General features: G+C 38.4%; 12 protein-coding genes and 1 pseudogene. 5 read left to right on the top strand and 8 right to left on the bottom strand.

Annotation, left to right across the window (positions count from 1 at the left end; all coding sequences use genetic code 11):
• Positions 1-90 precede the first annotated feature (90 nt).
• A complete protein-coding gene (locus EEL30_11230; protein QDX92826.1) occupies positions 91-330 on the top strand; it encodes a hypothetical protein in 240 nt (79 codons plus the stop codon).
• 121 nt (positions 331-451) lie between these two features.
• Complete coding sequence (locus tag EEL30_11225) at positions 452-691, top strand: hypothetical protein (GenBank protein QDX92825.1); 240 nt, start codon at positions 452-454, stop codon at positions 689-691.
• A 71-nt stretch (positions 692-762) separates the two neighbouring features.
• On the opposite strand, the gene EEL30_11220 is transcribed toward EEL30_11225, so the two are convergent.
• The 5 genes and pseudogenes from EEL30_11220 to EEL30_11200 form a co-directional block, all read right to left on the bottom strand.
• Positions 763-2,208, bottom strand: coding sequence for a phosphoesterase (locus tag EEL30_11220; protein ID QDX92824.1), 1,446 nt, complete (start codon positions 2,206-2,208; stop codon positions 763-765).
• Positions 2,209-2,392: 184 nt separating this feature from the next.
• Positions 2,393-2,734 (bottom strand): annotated as a pseudogene (locus EEL30_11215) (hypothetical protein).
• A gap of 118 nt (positions 2,735-2,852) precedes the next feature.
• A complete protein-coding gene (locus tag EEL30_11210) occupies positions 2,853-3,890 on the bottom strand; it encodes a methyltransferase (protein ID QDX92823.1) in 1,038 nt (345 codons plus the stop codon).
• A 165-nt stretch (positions 3,891-4,055) separates the two neighbouring features.
• Positions 4,056-4,631: a hypothetical protein gene (locus EEL30_11205; GenBank protein QDX92822.1), complete on the bottom strand. Its 576-nt coding sequence runs from the start codon at positions 4,629-4,631 to the stop codon at positions 4,056-4,058.
• 89 nt (positions 4,632-4,720) lie between these two features.
• Positions 4,721-5,602 carry a DUF4111 domain-containing protein gene (locus tag EEL30_11200; protein ID QDX95743.1) on the bottom strand — a complete coding sequence of 294 codons (882 nt, stop codon included), beginning with the start codon at positions 5,600-5,602 and terminating at the stop codon, positions 4,721-4,723.
• A gap of 60 nt (positions 5,603-5,662) precedes the next feature.
• Here EEL30_11200 and EEL30_11195 point away from each other — a divergent pair, with 60 nt between their 5' ends.
• From EEL30_11195 to EEL30_11185, 3 genes are all read left to right on the top strand, one after another.
• Entirely contained in the window at positions 5,663-6,265 is a 603-nt protein-coding gene (locus EEL30_11195) for a YdcF family protein (GenBank protein QDX95742.1), read from the top strand.
• Positions 6,266-6,882: 617 nt separating this feature from the next.
• Positions 6,883-8,607 carry a methyl-accepting chemotaxis protein gene (locus EEL30_11190; protein ID QDX92821.1) on the top strand — a complete coding sequence of 575 codons (1,725 nt, stop codon included), beginning with the start codon at positions 6,883-6,885 and terminating at the stop codon, positions 8,605-8,607.
• A gap of 333 nt (positions 8,608-8,940) precedes the next feature.
• A complete protein-coding gene (locus tag EEL30_11185; GenBank protein QDX92820.1) occupies positions 8,941-9,660 on the top strand; it encodes a thioesterase in 720 nt (239 codons plus the stop codon).
• 112 nt (positions 9,661-9,772) lie between these two features.
• Here the strand turns inward: EEL30_11185 and EEL30_11180 are convergent, their stop codons facing one another.
• The 3 genes from EEL30_11180 to EEL30_11170 all read right to left on the bottom strand — a co-directional run bounded on the left by EEL30_11180 (position 9,773) and on the right by EEL30_11170 (position 17,736).
• Positions 9,773-15,016: an SDR family NAD(P)-dependent oxidoreductase gene (locus tag EEL30_11180; protein ID QDX92819.1), complete on the bottom strand. Its 5,244-nt coding sequence runs from the start codon at positions 15,014-15,016 to the stop codon at positions 9,773-9,775.
• 88 nt (positions 15,017-15,104) lie between these two features.
• Positions 15,105-16,118, bottom strand: a complete 1,014-nt coding sequence (locus EEL30_11175) for an aldo/keto reductase (GenBank protein ID QDX92818.1) — start codon at positions 16,116-16,118, stop codon at positions 15,105-15,107.
• A 136-nt stretch (positions 16,119-16,254) separates the two neighbouring features.
• On the bottom strand, positions 16,255-17,736 hold the full coding sequence (locus EEL30_11170) for a hypothetical protein (protein QDX92817.1): 1,482 nt from the start codon (positions 17,734-17,736) through the stop codon (positions 16,255-16,257).
• Between the last annotated feature and the right edge of the window lie 9 nt (positions 17,737-17,745).

Raw genomic sequence — 17,745 nt, 5'->3', positions numbered from 1 at the left:
TCACTCTCCATCTCTGTAATTTTAATCTGTTTGAGTGCGAGTGAATCAGTTTCCTCATCACTAGCACAACATTTCATTTGGCAAAGTCTAATGGATTCTCTCATCTTTTATGGAATTAGCTTTGCACTGCAAAAAGGAGTAGCATCTATCAAGGTCATTAAAGAAAAGCTAGCATTGATTAAAGAACAATATACGATTTTGGAGCAATATTCTTCACAGATTGAGAGATTGACGTTGCTGGAAGAAAGATACCGTATGGCGCGTGAGCTGCATGACACGATCGGACATACCATATCCAGCGATAAAGCAAGCAAAGCTGGACCTTTATAGATTCACTGGCTGTCAAACCAACTACAGGCTTATTCTATTAATCAAAAGTAGGTATACATCCAAACCCGTTTATTAGGTTCAGCATATCTTTAAAGGATAAGACATAAAGGAGGTATGTGAAATGAGGCGTCGCAAGCGGGAATGTTGTGAATGTTGTGAATGTTGCTGTCCCCCTAAGCATAGGAAATATGAACAACCTATGGAATACAAAGACTGGGATGACGATCCAGATCCACCTAGAGGCTTCGGTGGCAGAGGGTTTGGTGGCAGAGGATTTGGCGGCAGAGGATTTGGCGGCAGAGGCTTCCGCGAATCACCTTTCTTCCGTCGTGAATTTTTTGGATCACCGTTTTTCTTTTAAAACCTTTAGGAATCTACCATATAGAGTCCTCGTTCTTCTCAAAAGAGGACTCTATATAGTCATTTATTTTTCTATAAGTCCATATTTTTGGCAAGTTTCTCTAGGAAAGGCAGTGCTTCTGACACATTACTCAATTTAGGCACAGGCACCTTATAATATGAAGCAAGGCCTTTGATCATTCCATGTTGTAAATCGTTTAAAGGAAGCTCAGAAGTAAAGGTCTCAACGGCATGAGTTGGCTCCAATACAGGACAATCATTTCTTGGTTCTTCTCTGGTTAATACTTGGCTAATATCAAAAGCGGCTTTATCTCTCTCTGTTAAGTTTCCCAATCCCCAACGGTTTGTAATCGTCTTAATAATAGAGGTATGGTCCAGAGGTACATCATTCTCCACGCCGTCTAGTACTTGCCTCGCTCGAAAAACAGTTCCCTTTTCAATATAGGGAGAAATAAGTAATGTACAAACCCGCACTCCCAAGCGGTCAAAGGTAAATCCCTCTTCTCCTATCTCATGGTTAATCGTGGGAGGAACAGCATTTGGAGGAGCAACATGATCATAACACCCCCCGTGTTCATCATACGTTACAATCAAGAGCGTCCGTTCCCAATTCTTACCTTCTCTTACTGCCTGATAAACGTCCGATATAAGATTTTCCCCAAGCAATACGTTATGAGGGGGATGCTGATCATTAGCATCTATAAAATACCTAGGTTCTATAAAGGAATACGAAGGAAGATTCCCTTTTATCGCATCTTTTTTAAACTGCTCCATAAAAGAAAAATGAGTTTTCCGATAACCTGAAAGCCTTGGAAAATGAATTAACATCGTTAAGGACACCATATCGAGCTTATCGTAATACACTCTCCATGTGATATCTTCCCTATTCTGTGCAAGTATACGATCAAAAATCGTCTCGGCATGGTTTCCCAAGAGCCATTTTTTATAAGGAGCATTATTTACCCAACCACTAGAGGAAGCAGCATGTAGAAACGAGCGATTCGTCCACGTTTGGCTAGGAACAGAACAAAACCATTGGTCACAAATCGCAAATTCATTAGCAAGCCTGCTTAACACGGGTAGCATCTTAGGAGTGTATCCTGCCATCACCTGTTGGTATTGTCTATAATCTACTAGCTTGTTTTGTTCTCGTAGTACATGTATATAATCCGTAACAAAACCGTCCATTGTCGCCGATTGTGGTAAAGATTCGGCCTCAGAAGATAATGGTTTACCATAAAGCTGGAAGAAAACATGTTCAAAGGTTTCTCCTGGATCTATCTCTGGAGTAGTAAATGAACCAGCTTCTCCCACAGGTACCTTTTTGTGCCCCGCCTCTGTTTCTCCGACTGGAAACGAATTCGATAAGTTTTTCCCAGCCACTCCCTCAAAAGGTTGATTTCGAGGTACTTGATCAAAAGGAGCTGGATTTTGAGGATCATATAGCCTTCCAGCTATGGAATCAAAAGAACGATTTTCCAACATCAGTACCACAATATGATCAATTTTACTCAACATTTTTTATCATCCTCCAGCATTTAAAAGAATGGCAATAAAGTCGTACATTCCTGCTTATTAGTAAAAGCATTTCCTTTTCCTGGTAAACCTAATACAAAATAACTTAATTATTCCTTGATGCTACACTCATGTAAAAACTGAAAAGTACATTACTTAATATATGTGGTGTCATATTAATCTTTACCTAACGAAATCTTCTAGAAACGATAAATTCTACTGCGGGTAAAATAACTGTTGATACGCAAAGTACAAGGAACAATGGCATATTTTTTATAGGCTGATTAGCGTAATGCGGTAGTTCTTCGATTACAAATACAATAAAAATGAAAATCATCAGAACAAAATAACTAACCTTTGCACTTTTGAATGTGATTAGCTGACCTAGTTCATCCTCTCGCTCTTCTTCTGAGTTCCAAGAAATCGTAGAAAAACATCAGAATAATCAGAATATTAGACAAGTCACTAAAAACCCAAGCTGGTGACCTTGTGCATACCTGTATAGGTTATAACACACAATAGCAAGCACTTAGTTATTTTACTTTTTATTAACATTAGACAAAATAAAAACTGCCTGACAACGAATTTAATTCGCATCAGGCAGTGCAGCACCTTATGTTCTATAGCAGAGGAACCATTCTAGAACCCTATACCCGATAAATCTCCATTAAAGCCATCCCCATCGATGTCTCAATAACCCTATGCATAAACAACCCACTTGCCTCGCACAATTGGGAGTATTCTTCCTTCGTACGTTCCTTCCCTCCTAGTAAAAGTAGCATTTGTAGATCAAGGAATTTAATCATATCTCTAGCGTTACTTTCCGCAACTACAGATTCAATAACTAGGAGCTTTCCGTTCTCTCCCATCGCTTCTCTACACTGTTTGAGAATCTCAATAGCCTTATCATCATCCCAGTTGTGTAAGATATGCTTTAGGATATATAGATCTCCACCTTTTGGAATCTCTTTGAAAAAATCACCTACAATGAATTCACATCGATCGGATACTTCTTCCTTATCTAGGTTAGCAAGAGCCATCTCACGCGCATAAGGTCGGTCAAATAAGACTCCCTCACTATCTGGGGTTTGCTTTAATATCGCAGTGAGCAGTTGTCCATGATTACCTGCCACATCGACTATTTTGTGATAAGCAGAGAAATCATAATTAGTTAGGATTTGCTCAATTTGTCGCTGTGTATTATGATACATCGCTAGATTAAAGGTTTCCCCAGCTTTTTTGTTTTCTGTCTGATTTAAATACTCATAAAAAGGCAGTTTCAACGTTTTATCGAAGGATGATTCTCCTGTTTTTACACTCGTAGATAATCCCGGCAATGTCTGCCAAATCCAATGTTCTCCCAGCATGAGAGCCATTGAATGTAGTGAACCCTCTACATCACTTTTCAAATATTCGGCCATTGGTGTGAGCTGGAAGACTCCCTTCTCACTTTCCTTGAAAATTTCCATGCTAGATAATGCACGTAGGACGCGATAAAGAGCTGCTTCATCTGTCTGTGTTACACGAGCCAGTTCACCAACACTTTTTGACCCATCTTCTAAATGATCGGCAAGTTGTAAATCTGCTGCAACATAGATCGCTTGAAACATGAAGGGCATAAATAGTTTCTCAAGAAGAGCCATATCCGCCGACATTTCGACCGTATCCTTTTCTCTTAAAAACATTGAAAAGCACCTCCCATTATTTGGATGAAGCATATTATAAGTATAGCTCTTTTGGAAGGTAATGTATATTTTTCAAATAATTATTATGCACTTTTCTCCTCAAAACAGCTACTCCGTTCATTTCTCGTTTCGATTTCATCACTTACAAGTCCCTCATATGATGCACTACCATACGTATGCCAATAAGCCTGCCATACTTCTCATAACTGCCCATACTACAATCATCACTTTTAATTCAAGAGTATTGCTTTCCGGTAATTCTTTTGACAAATCCACCTGTTCCGTGGCTTCTATCCCTTGCCCAAGAGCCGTACTATCTTCACTTGCTTGCGAAATTTCTTTTGTCCTCGTACAAAGGTTGGTAGACAATATCCCATCTTGAGACGGGTCTTCATACGCATAGACAAGATACATTTTACCTGGCATAAAATCTATGCCACAACTCGTCTCACCTCCTGGATCATAAACAATCTGTTGAGTCTGTGAGCCTCCTTTCCAAACTCTCTTCACTTCAAAAAGGGTGGCTTGCCTATTCATGATAGGGCCACTTAGCGTAATCAAGTGATTTTGAACCTTTACCCCCAATGCCCTTCCCATAAAAACAGCAGTAGAATCATTCTTTGCTTCCCCTACACTTGGGGGCATCGCGCAAGAACATGCTTGACTTTCTGAAGGCGTCCCCATAACAAAACAAAACGAAAAAAAGAAGACGAGCATACATGTGAATAGTACCTTCTTCATGCAAACCCCCAATAATTGGTTTTTTACATATAGACGTTACGTTTATCATCTATGTTTCGTCTTACTATTTGTAAGATGGTTGGTGTTTTTTAGTCCAATGCAAGCTTTTTCATGGTCGAAACAAATTCTAGTAATTTGTCTTTTGGAGCGAGATTCGTGCCGGATTTTACTATTTTTAGACTATCCACCCGCTTTTCCCATACACGTAGCGCTCGCTTCGTTATTACTTTTCCGAGCGCTGGAAGCTTAGGCAACACTGATTCTGCGGCTACTTTTTTGCTAACAATTTCACCTGTTTGCATCGTGTGTAGAATCCGGCACAGCGTTAGCACTGCAAAAACCTGATCATTTAAACCTTTGTCAAAATAGTGTTCCATATTTAATTCAAAGTAAAGCAGATTCCCAATCAGATTATTAGTTAAATCCTGAGAGGAGACTTCCGGTATCATTTCGGATGCATCTGGTCCCAGTAAGGTAATTCCATGACTGCGTAGCAATTTTAACGTAATGGCATTCCAGTCTCGTGGCGATTTTAATAAATAAGCCTCCTCAAAGCATTGGGGGCATTCGCAACGATTGTGTAATTGTAACCGATGAAACGGCAGGAAATTCCCTTCTAACTTAGCAAGAATTGGATACATAGCCATCTGTTCGAAAAATAGCTTTTCGATGAGCCACATATCCACCTCTTGTAAATCGCCATCTGTAACACAAAGAAAATCAATATCACTCTCACCAGAAATATACGCATCCAAGGCAATGGAACCATATAAATAAAACCCGACAAGCTGTGAGCCAATCAGATTTTGCAGTCCTTCTAGAAAGCTTTGCAACGGACGTTCAATTTCAATAGGAAGCTTTTTTACTCTTTCGGCAGGAGGGTTAGATGTAACAAGCTGATCGGACAAGTCCCCGAGTACGTTTGTGGTCACATATGCAGTTTTATCAGGTTTTGACCAAGTCATATCCATCATCCTACAATCTTTTTGAATAGTGAGGCGAGCAAATTGTTCCAGTTCCTTAAAAAGGGGATGCTCCGCGTAGGAATCCCCGTTATTGTACTTATTATCTTATGGTTTAGCTTTATTTTTTACCGAATGGCCCAAGTAGAACGCTCCGCTGTGCCACAACATGCCGATGTCGCTATCGTCCTTGGAGCTGCCGTGCGTGGCGATCAACCCAGTCCAGCCTTGGCAGAACGTTTAGAAAAGGCATACGAGCTTTACCAACAGAAGTATATAGCATCCATTATTGTTAGTGGTGGTATTGGAAACGGCAAAGAACATAGTGAAGCTCATGTCATGAAAACCTATCTTATTAAAAAAGGAGTGCCCGCATCCAGCATCTATTTAGAAAACAAGGCGGTAAATACGCTAGAAAATCTCAGCTTTAGCCAGCAAATCATGCAGGAGCACGGTTATCATACAGCATTGATCGTAAGCCATCACTATCACTTGATGCGTGCTATGGAGATAGCCAATGTTTTATCAATGAATGCGTCCCCAGTTGGAACCGACTCAGCGAACATGTATATCCCCTATTATCGTGTGAAAGAAGCTCTTGCTTATACAAAATGGACATATCATAAGCTTTTTGTACTACCTACTCAAGAAAAAGCGAAGGGAGATGAATAATTTCCCTTCTTTTCATTTTCGGTCAGATTTCCTTTTGGCAACAGAGACTGAATTCCCATGAAGAAATGCATAGACGCTTATATATAAACCTCCAACCTTTTCCTATCATTTTAGAATAACGTACTTTTTTTAATTTATCCGCTATTTTTTCACTAAAAGTGTATTTCTACTAGTTCTTTACTCACAATAAACGTCTGAACAACCAAAAATCACTGTAGTTCCTTTAGCTTATTTTCTAACGAGTACCTATTTTTCAATGAATGATCCAACTAAAAAGGAGATTTATATAAGCGTTAACGTTCAAAGATTCCACATAAGTTTGTGAAAAATAGACATTTATAACAAAAATAAACTATCATATAGTACTATTTACTTATTTTAAAAAATAGTCTAATATATAAACTAAGGATAATTTTTTATAAAAATCCATTAAAAATAGGCATTTTATCGTATTGTCTCTAAGGAGGAGATTATGAAATTAGCAGTTTTAATAGTTATAATATTCTGGAATTTTATGTATTATGGAGCACGTACTACTTTTAACACTATTCTTTACAAAAAATCAACCTTTGCACTATTTACAGAGAAATAGGGGCTTAAATAAGGAGTTATAGATTATGAACACTGTAAAAAACTGGAGAGTTAGCAAAAAAATATTTTCTTTGATTGTGTTAGCAGCTTTCTTTCTTATCGCTGTTGGTAGCGTAGGGTATTATTCTATTCAAAAGATGAATCAAAATGTCGATGAAATATATTTCAATCGTCTTATACCCGCACAATGGATTGGGCAAATTCGTACGAATTTGAGAGCTGTTGACTCGTATATTCTTGAAACAATGTTGACCACTGATCCACAAAAGGACCAAGAACTTCTACACTTAATAGACCAACGTGCTAAGAATACAGAAGAATTGTTACATAATATAAGTCAAAAAGTAGCTGATGCAGAAGAAAATAGAATATTTTCGGATTTCAAACAAGCATTACGCGTATATCAAAATACAAGAACAGAAGTTTTGAATTTAGCGGAAAACAATCTCAATTCAGAAGCATATCAAGTATATGTCTCAAAAATAACTCCACTTAGTGAAAAAACGAAAGATCTTTTAGAGGAACTTACCATAAACAATCAAGACATGGCCCAAAAAGCAGATGAAGCAAGTGATAAAACTGTTATTCAAAGTACGTGGATTATAATAGTATTGACCTTGGTATCATTAATTTTATGTTCGGGTCTTGGTGTATTTCTTTCTCGCATGATTACTCGTCCATTACAAGATATTGAGAAGCTAATGCATAAGGCTAAAGAAGGAGATCTAACTGCTTATGGAACGTATCAATCAAAAGATGAAATTGGAAGATTAACGACGTACTTTAATGAAATGATAGAGCAACTACATACTATAATCAAAGAGGTAGATAGTAATGCTGTACGTTTATCAGCAAATGCCCAGGAACTTCTAGTCAGCAGTGAACAAACCTCAAAGGCAACACAACATATTGCCACTGCTATTCAGGAAGTGGCTAATGAAGCAGAAACACAAGTAAAAGGAATGGAAGAGAGCGCAAGAGCAATGGAAGAAATGGCTATTGGAATAAATAAGATTGCCGAGTCTTCTTCAATAGTTTCTGAAGCCTCAAATGAAGCAACGAAAGAAGCCAATAATGGAAATCAAATTGTACAACGAGCAATGGAGCAAATGCGTGATATCCAAGCTTCTGTAGGTGAATCAGCAGTAGTAATTAAACAATTAGGATTGCGTTCAAATGAAATTGGTGAAATCGTTGAGGTAATTAGCAATATCGCCTCTCAAACCAACCTGCTGTCTTTAAACGCAGCTATTGAGGCAGTCCGAGCAGGTGAGCATGGCCGTGGTTTCTCTGTTGTTGCAGATGAAGTACGTAAGTTAGCTGAACAGTCAAAAGAATCCGCCGAAAATATTTCTTCAATTATAAAACAAATCCAAAAGGAAACGGCTATTGCTGTATCTACCATGGAAAAAGGAACTTATGAGGTAGAAAATGGAGCAGCCACTGTACAGGGAGCCGAAGAAGCATTTAAACAGATTGTAGAAGTCATTGGAAGTATTGCATCTGAGATTGAAGACGTATCGGCAGCTTCACAACAAATGGCAGCTGGTTCGGAGCAGGTGAGTGCTTCTGTAACAGAGGTAGAGATTAGCGCAAAAATGTCGCATAATAATGCACAGCAAGTGGCAGCAGCTTCACAAGAACAATTAGTCTCAGTAGAAAAAGTTTCATCAGCTATGCAGGAACTAGAGAAAATGGCACAAGAGTTACAGGAAATGACTAGCCGATTTACTTTAGATAAAAAAGGATGATATATTGAACAAATTGTAAATAGGATTGTCATACTATTTTGTGTCCATAGAGGATCTATTCATCATAGATGTATCCCTCACTTGAATGGTGAGGGATATTACAAATACACCTCCTCGACTAACATTTTATCCACAATTTCTTCTCCTTTACATTGAATTTCAAACATTCATTTTCACTACATTCTCTCCTACGATTTTGAATAATATTTCAAAAACAAAAAAAGAGTAAAAAAAGTAAGAATTACCCTTATTTTATTGTATAATGTAATAATACTGATTTATCAAAACATACATTCATCAATTATAACTGATAGGAAAACAAGGAGGTTACACGTGTCAACCAAAATGAAATTATTTTGTATCCCTTACGCCGGGGGATCTGCTAGCGTATACTCCAGTTGGAAAAAAGCTTTTCTCCCGAATATAGAGCTGATTCCTATTGAACTTAGTGGGAAAGGAAGTCGGTTTAACCAACCCCTGTACGAAAATATAGAACAAGCTGTGACAGATATTCTCTCTATCATAGATAGTAAGCTAGATTCTAGCCCGTATGCTTTGTTTGGTCATAGCATGGGGGCCTTACTCGTTTTTGAGCTGCTCCATGCCCTAAAAGAAAAAAAGGCTCCCATGCCAATCACCTCATTTTTATCTGGAAAGAATCCTCCTCATATCACTCCCACTACTAAGCGTCACGTGCTTGAAGGTCTTACGTTTTGGGAAGAGGTTAAAACAATGGGTGGGACTCCATCGGAACTGATGCAGAGTCCAGAATTAATGGAATTGTTTACTCCTATCCTTAGAAGAGATTTTAAATTAGTAGAAACGTATGTACCTAATCCGAATAGAGAAGTCATCACCTCACCTGTTACCGTTCTGTTTGGCACAAAAGATCAAACAGCATCTATTGATAGAATCAAAGAATGGGATAGATATACAAGTAAAGATATCAGTTTTTGCGAATTTGATGGTGGACACTTCTTCATCCAAGAGCATGAACAGGCTGTTATAAAACTCGTAAATCAAACCTTACTCTCTACTACCGTACGTGCGTAAAAATCGCTTTCCTTTTTATTGTTCAATACCATATACCATACCTGTAAAAAAGGCATCTCCTGGTCTACTCAGGAAATGCCTTTTACGTATTTATGATGAAGTTCGATCTGGATTATCCCGTGTGAACCTTATCATTGGTTATCACCTGAAGAAAATTCAGATAATGGCCTAAAAATGTTTTCATTTGCTCTTCTTCAAATAAGTCTGTATTGAATTCCAGCTTTAATCGTAATTGGTGCTCCTCTTCATACACATGTAAACTTAAATCGTACTTAGAGGTCAGATTAGAGACAATATGCAAGTAGGTCTTCATTTGATCAGTCTGGTATAGATGTTGTACTGCATTTTGCATGGTAAAAACGATCTGGAACAAAGGTGACATATCCGCAGTATGTCTTACATTCATCTCACGGAGTAGCGTTTCTAAGGGAACATTTTGATTGTCATGGGCCTCTAACGCTGTTCCCCTTACCTTGTCTAGTAATTGATCAAAAGTAAGCTCTTCTGTGAAATCAAAGGATAGAATAACCGTATTTGCCAGATAGCCGATTATTTTCTCTGTTTGCGGCACATTTCTATTTGCTAGAACAGTTCCGAGACGGAAAGTATCCTGTCCAGAATAACGAAACAGCAAAGCTGCAAATGTAGACAGTAAAAACATATACGGTGTAGATTTCATGTTCTTACTTGCTTCCATGATTTTATCGGTTAAGTCCTCGGTCACAAGCTGCTCAATGGTCTTTCCATGGTAACGTTGAATAGCTGGACGTGAGAGTTGTATAGGTAATGATAACGGTGCTGTTTCATTTGCAAGAGTTTCTTTCCAATAATACAGTTGTTCTGCATATTCAGAGTTCTCATTTCTCAGCCACTCTTTTTGATCTAACAGATAGTTTGTGTAAGAGTAATCCAGCTCTCCAATATCGACGACGCCCTGTTCTTGTATTTCCTGATAATAACGTAACAGTTCTTTTGTAAAAACATGAATCGACCAACCATCCGAGATAATATGATGCATACTTCCCAATAAAATGTGTACATCGTCGCCAACATGGATAAGAGTAAATCTCGACAGGGACTCGTTCATTATCTGGAAAGGGGTGTTCGCTTCAGCATCTATCAAGGCTGCCAGTTTCTGTTCCCTTTGTTCCAAAGGATACGAAGACAGGTCAATAATCGGTATACCCACTACATAGGTATCATGGATGAACAGCTTCGGTTCATCCTCAATCATTCTAATTTCGGCCCGTAAGGCTTCTTGCGATTGTATAACTGCCTGTATACTTTTTAACAAAGACTGCCTATTTACATTGTCCTCGAACGTAAGAGTAAACGTGATGTTGTAAAAAGGACTTTTTGGGAGGGTCTGATATAAATACCATTGGCCTCTTTGTGATGAAGATAAGTCGATTACCTTTTCCTTCTTTTTAGATGGTTCATGGAGACGTATAATGCCACTCTTACTCTCAGCTAGACTTCCCATACGATGAATTAATCCCTTAATTGTAGGATTTTCAAAGAATACTTTTAGTGAGATCGTCACACCAAAACGTGACTGCACAGATGATAGTAACTGGGTGGCTTTAAGCGAACTTCCTCCTAAATCAAAGAAACTATCAAAAACTTGGATTTGGTCTACTTGTAAAATATCGGACCACAAGTGCCTGATTTCCTCTTCTATTCGTCGGGTATCGCTTACGATGTGTTCCTCAGACTGATCTGAGATAAGTTGATCGACTTGCCTAAAAATAACCTTGGTGTAATTTTCTTTTTCATCAACGATGTGCGGTCTTATCATACTGTACATTTCAGATAAAGAGAAATGATTATGGGTGGCAGAAAAATAAACAGTTGTTACTGTCTCCTTTTCAATCTCCTCAGAACATAGCGCTGCAATCTCAGAAACTCCTTTATTCAACCCGATATACAGCATACTATGTTCCAGCATCAAACCTAACTCGAATGAGAAAAGTCCTTTTTGTGGAGAAATCGGTTGATGCCCTCTTTTCATCAGTAAATCTTTCATATCTGTAAATTGTTGGCCCAAGCCAACCTCATTCCATAAACTCCATGCAAAACAATGTACTCCTCCACGTTTGTGTGCCAAGTAATCCGTATATGTCTCCACAAACATATTGGCAGAGGTATAAGCTCCTACCCCATAACCTGACAACAAACCACTGGAGGAAGAAGAGGTTACCAGAATAGCTTCTGGATATTTCTCTGCTAATTTTCCCAATAGATAGGTGCCAGCTACTTTGGATTCAAACATTTTTTCCATTGATTCGATAGATTCTTCTACTAGGGGTTTCTCATAATAAATGCCTGCTAAATGAATGATACCATCCACTTTTTCAACATTCATGGACAACATTGTTTCATTTACTGCCTCTTCCATTACCGTCAAATCGGATAAATCAGTGCTTCTATAAATAACCTGATCTTTTCGAGTAGTCAGCTTCTCTAATTCATGTAGTACTTGAGAACGTTCCCCCCGTATACCATCCTCCTTGTCATTTTTTCTAGAAAGAGAGGTTTTTCCAAGCAGCAAAACATTTGCATCAAACTGTTGAATGAGATAGTGAGCAACTTGTTTGCCTACTCCACCAAGTCCTCCTGTAATAACATAGAACCCTTTTTGTACCAATGGTAATGGTGTTTTTTTAGCTTCTTGAAGATTTATCTGTTGTAGTTTGGGTATATATCGCTGCCCCTTAGAATAAATAACCACACTTTCCTCGTCTGGAAGTCCCAACTCCGCTTGCAATGCGAGCAGCGCATTATAAGGATGATGATTGGTATCTATGTCGACAAATTTAGCGATAGTATGAGGAAATTCATGCTTCATGGTCTTAATGATACCCGGAATTGTTGCTTTTTCATAAGCTGAATCTTCCATATTTTCCAACGAGTATACGTTAGAAGAGACGAACGTCAAGGTTTTTGGCATGACCGATTGTTTATGTAATGCCTGTAACAGAAAAATAAGGCTAAAGCTACCTATAAATTGACTCTCCTTCAAATAGGCAAGCCCTTTTTCTGCCTCATCCAAGTCTTTTTGATACGTCCATAAATGCAGAACATGATGAATCGTCAATGATTCCTTTTTTAATTCCTCACATAGTAAATGATAATCACTTTGCTCATACTGGTTTATTTCATAGTGGAAACGCCCCAGTTTTTTGAACCTTTCTCCTTGATTAACTACAATCATCGTGCTACTTCCATTTTGGGACAAGGAAGACCATTGTTCACCCAACCCAAGTTGGTCTCGGAATATCAAATACGTTTCCTGAGGGAGTGGAGAAGCAAGCACTGAAATGGAGCTTTTTTCCCATTTTCTGATATACATCCATTCTGGAAAGGTATGATGTACATCCTCATTTTGCGTTTCTATCTTCTTTATAACCTCATTAAATTCACCAGCATATAATCTCTCTATGAACTTATTTCGTTGAATTTTACCAGATTCGGTTTTTGAAAAGGTTTCCTTCTGAATAGGGATGATATATTTAGGTGTTATACCTAAGTTTCTACTAACTGTTCTTCTCATTTCCGTAATAATAAATCCTTCATATCTTTCATCAATATCATTCATAGGAGTAAAGAAAATCGCCAGCTCTTCTACACCTTTGGATGCGTCAATGAACGCTGCGGCGGCCACGAACGTAGATTGAACTCCGTAGACGCTTTCTACTAATGACTCTATTTCGTAATTATAATAATTCTTACCATTCATAATAATAATATCTTTTTGGCGACCAGTAATCGTTAATCTTCCTTCATTTAGGAAGCCCAAATCTCCTGTAAAGAACCAGCCATCCCCAATAAAAGCTTCTTGATTGGCTTCTTGATTTTGATAATAACCTGCCATGATAGTAGGACCCGTGACTTGAACTCTGCCAATATAATTTTCTTGTAACAATTGATTATTATCATCAACGATTCGAACACTTACGCCTGGTATCGGTCCTCCTACTTCTGTAAAGCATATATGTTCTTTTTCAGTATCATCTACAAAGCGAAGTAAGTCTTCAAATGAAATTTTATCGACATAATGAACTCCAGATTGAGGCTCGCTGCGGAACGTTTTGGAAAATACGATACCTGAAGATGTTTCAGACATTCCAAAAGAGGGGTACATGCAATCGTCACGAAGCTGGTGTTTACGTAGTAAAGATAAAAATCGCTTGGCTGTTTTAGCAACAATCGCTTCTCCACCATTTAATATGTGCCTTACACTTGATAAATCCCAGTTACCTTCTTCAATAGCTTTTTCTTGGTCATTTATTAGAGAAAAAGCGAAATTAGGAGCCCATGTTAACGTAGCTCTATACTTGTCCATCCAGTGTAACCAATTCAACGGATGAGTGATAAACGAATCTACTCGTGGCAAAATTTGTTGGCAGGATAAATAAACGCCTAGGATATGGTACATGACCAGTCCACCAACATGCTCTAATGGCATCCAACACAAGAGAACCTCATTACTGTCAAATTGATTAAATTGTGCTGTCGCCATTGTGCGCGCCACAATACTAGCATTTTTATGTTGCACGCATTTAGGTAAGCCCGTACTACCCGATGTTAACAAAAATAAAACAAAATCCTCCTCTTTGTAAGCATAAAACTCTTGTTCCTCTTCATTATCCAATAATTGCTCCGCTGTGCTAATTACAAGCTCATCTGTTTCCCAAACTTCCGATAACTTCTTAACTTCCCCGATTAATTCTTCATCAGTTATGATAACTGGCTTATCTAGCATGTTCCAAATATTATATAGCTTGGTGGTATCGGCATTCTTTTCTGCATACGAGGTGGACGTAGCAATGGGTACAGTGATATATCCGCCTAGAACGCACGCCCAAAACATGGGGACGTAATTTTGATTTTTTTGAAACTGAAAAATTACGGGATCTTGAGGCTTGATTCCCATTTTTCGTAGTCCCTTTACTATACGCTTAGCTTGGACAAACAATTGTCGATAGCTACATTTGATTTCATCTCCGTTATCCAAAATATAGCTAATTCCCTTATCTTCCAAAGTAGAGACATTTATCAATACGTCAATGAGAGTAATAGGGCTACTATTCGTTCTCTCCAATTCGACTCCATGACTAATCGCTAAAGGAAGAGAGTTTTCTATCCGTTCCGTTTGTCGAAGCAACTCCGTTTTTTGTGTATCCATTTTTACTGTGTTGTTTTTCATCATCGTTGGAATCAAATCTTTTGCATGCAAAATTTTATTTCCTATATTTTTTTCTTCCTGTACTACACGAACTTCTTTGATGTATTCTAAACCTTTGAGACCCTGTTCCATATCCAAAATGATCTGAGATTGTTTTTGTATACTCATTGTCTCCTCCTGCTCTATGCTCGTATCATGAAAATTCTATACAGAAATACCTTAGTCCACAGAAGAAGAACTAAGGTATTTTCTTTTTTTACAGAACTCCCATTTCCTGCCACTCTTCTTTAGTAGGCGGACCCAATGTTGGATCGTAGAATGGATCATGAATGGATTCTTTTATGATTTGATCAATTTGGTCTAGATCTTGTGCAGAAAGAGACCATCCCAGTACTCCAGATACTTCGTCTAACTGGGCTGGTTTCCTAGCTCCCCAAAGAGATAAGCTAACTCCAGGTTGATCTAACGTCCAGCGTACAGCTAGTTGCGCTACCGTTTTCCCTTTTTCTTGAGCGATCAATTTTAAGCGTTCCACTGCTTGTAGATACTGATCAAAATATTCAACTGCAAACAATGGATATCCATGTCGCAAATCATCTTCAGCAAAGGTAGAGTCTTTTGAGAATTTCCCTGTCAATAAGCCTTGTGCCAATGTTCCCCACGTAATTGTGTTAATGTTATTCTCATAGCAATAACGGAAAGTATCCTTATGTTCTAATTGAAGTAGATTAAGTCTTGTTTGGCTACTGTGAAGTGGAGCAACTTTTTGCCACTGCTCTAATTGTTCAATAGAAAAGTTACTTACACCAATCGCTCTAATTTTGCCCTCTTTAAAGAGCTGCGCAAAAATTTCTGCCGTTTCTTCAAGCGGAATTCCCGGATCAGGCCAATGAAGCTGGAAGAGATCAATGTAATCTACTTGTAAGCGCCGTAAGCTATCTTCAAATTCTTGTATAATTCGCTGTTTGGTCGCGTTGCACCAGTATACGCCTTCCTCTCCAACCCACTCTACACCAGCCTTGGTAGCAATATGAATTTTATCTCTCTGGCCATATTGTTTAATCGCCTTGCCACAAATCTCTTCCGATACACCAAAACCATACACGGGAGCGGTATCTAGCGTATTAATCCCTATATCAAAAGCACGATGGATCGCTTTTATGGAATCTTCTTCGTTTGTACCTCCCCAAGCCCAACCACCAATAGCCCATGTTCCTAATCCAATACGAGAGCACTTTAACTCAGATGAACCTAATTGTACATAATCCATAAAATGACCTCCGCTAACATATTTTTTCATAATCAAATGATAATTATGTAAATAGAGTAAAAAAACAACTTATTTTAATATTTACATTTCCATCATCAAAAGTCAATTTATACCACGAAAATGCATCAGTCTCATTTTATTTCGCGCTATAACGAACTCCAATCAAGCTCAACAGCAGGGTAAGTAACACGATTGTTACAAGAATGAACATTCCAATATTTATCCAATATAACCAAATACACAGTCCTAGATAAATCAATCCCAAAATGGAAGACAGAATAGCTATTGGCTTTTTAGGGGACTGTTTTAGCATTTCTTCTTCATCTGAGCCCTCTTTGAGATTGACTCCATCTCTACCCTTTTTATCAAGTGAAGCAATACTTAATTGAACAATCACAGAACCAAATGTAAAGCCGAGAACAAGTAACGCTCCTACTAACCACTCCATAAGAGAGAATTGCAGGACAATCGCTAACACGAGGTGACCGATGACCGCAGGGCCCACCACCAAGAGAGAGGCTGTCATCGTTTTTGCCCAGAAGATCGTGCTCCCTTTTACAGCAGCTACATAATAAAGAATGTAATTTTGTTCCTCTAATTGATAAAGGGCTGATACAATTTCACCAAAAATCAATGCGGTCAGCAGGGAAACGAACATCAACACATAGAAGGATTGATTCGCTTCAGTCAAAAAGGAACTTGCCATTCCTGACCTACCTATTACTGCTCCACAGATAATCGCAATCAACCAAAACCAAAATCTAATTTTCGTGATAGGGTTTCTTATAAGCATCGTTACATCTTTAAAAACGATAGCATCATAAGCACTCTTTACTAAATTAGATAGATTTTCTTGGGTTTCTGGTCTCGTTCTATCTAGTGATTCCGCATGGTTCAGCCAGCTTTCATAGTAATATTTCCCGATTTGTTTGGAAAATAGAAATAACGCACCAAGACCCACCAAGAAAAAGCACAAAACATATATCATGCCACGCTCTAAATCTTGCCACGCCTCTGCTGAAATTGTTTCAATACGGATCAACGCCCAAACCAATAAACTAATCAGAGCAACATAGGCAAGTGAGGAAATACCCACAAATGTTTTTACAATAATAGGAACGAATCTCATGGTAAGAACCATTAAAAACCGACTCATGATGTCTGTTAACCAAATCATAAATAGTGAAACGATTAGGAATAACACACCATACAGAATTCTTTCCAGAGCTGAATAGCCGATCGTTAATGGAATGGCAATCATGATTGATGACCACGTATACAGCGGTAGACTTGAAGTAGATTGGCCAATAATCATACGAAACGGCGAAACTCCTGATACGTGAAACAAAGTCAGTAAGCGATCAGAATACATCTGTTGCGTTAATGTATTCATACCTCGAAGAAGACCGACAAAAATGCATTCCCCTATGAGAAGCATCAGTCTCGCACCAAGACCGGCATGAAAAAGGAGCTGTCCAAAATTCTCCGAAAAGTACATGGCGATAGCGATGGTTGCCAAACCTACATAAATGATCCATTTGGAAGGACTATGGATGAAAAAGCGATTAAAGAAAGGTCTTGTGTAAAAGAAACTAATCCATTTCGTTTGTCTCCACATACGATTCTG

The sequence above is a fragment of the Brevibacillus laterosporus genome, from assembly GCA_007833815.1.
In the GTDB taxonomy this organism is placed as follows: Bacteria; Bacillota; Bacilli; order Brevibacillales; family Brevibacillaceae; genus Brevibacillus_B; species Brevibacillus_B laterosporus_D.
This window is presented reverse-complemented; position numbering and strand designations above follow the sequence as displayed.

Coding starts and splice junctions, on each gene's coding strand:
- EEL30_11210 (QDX92823.1), bottom strand. CDS start 3,890: ATGTTTTTAAGAGAAAAGGATACGGTCGAAATGTCGGCGGATATGGCT.
- EEL30_11175 (QDX92818.1), bottom strand. CDS start 16,118: ATGGATTATGTACAATTAGGTTCATCTGAGTTAAAGTGCTCTCGTATT.
- EEL30_11225 (QDX92825.1), top strand. CDS start 452: ATGAGGCGTCGCAAGCGGGAATGTTGTGAATGTTGTGAATGTTGCTGT.
- EEL30_11230 (QDX92826.1), top strand. CDS start 91: ATGGATTCTCTCATCTTTTATGGAATTAGCTTTGCACTGCAAAAAGGA.
- EEL30_11205 (QDX92822.1), bottom strand. CDS start 4,631: ATGAAGAAGGTACTATTCACATGTATGCTCGTCTTCTTTTTTTCGTTT.
- EEL30_11195 (QDX95742.1), top strand. CDS start 5,663: ATGCTCCGCGTAGGAATCCCCGTTATTGTACTTATTATCTTATGGTTT.
- EEL30_11170 (QDX92817.1), bottom strand. CDS start 17,736: ATGTGGAGACAAACGAAATGGATTAGTTTCTTTTACACAAGACCTTTC.
- EEL30_11180 (QDX92819.1), bottom strand. CDS start 15,016: ATGAGTATACAAAAACAATCTCAGATCATTTTGGATATGGAACAGGGT.
- EEL30_11220 (QDX92824.1), bottom strand. CDS start 2,208: ATGTTGAGTAAAATTGATCATATTGTGGTACTGATGTTGGAAAATCGT.
- EEL30_11200 (QDX95743.1), bottom strand. CDS start 5,602: ATGGATATGACTTGGTCAAAACCTGATAAAACTGCATATGTGACCACA.
- EEL30_11190 (QDX92821.1), top strand. CDS start 6,883: ATGAACACTGTAAAAAACTGGAGAGTTAGCAAAAAAATATTTTCTTTG.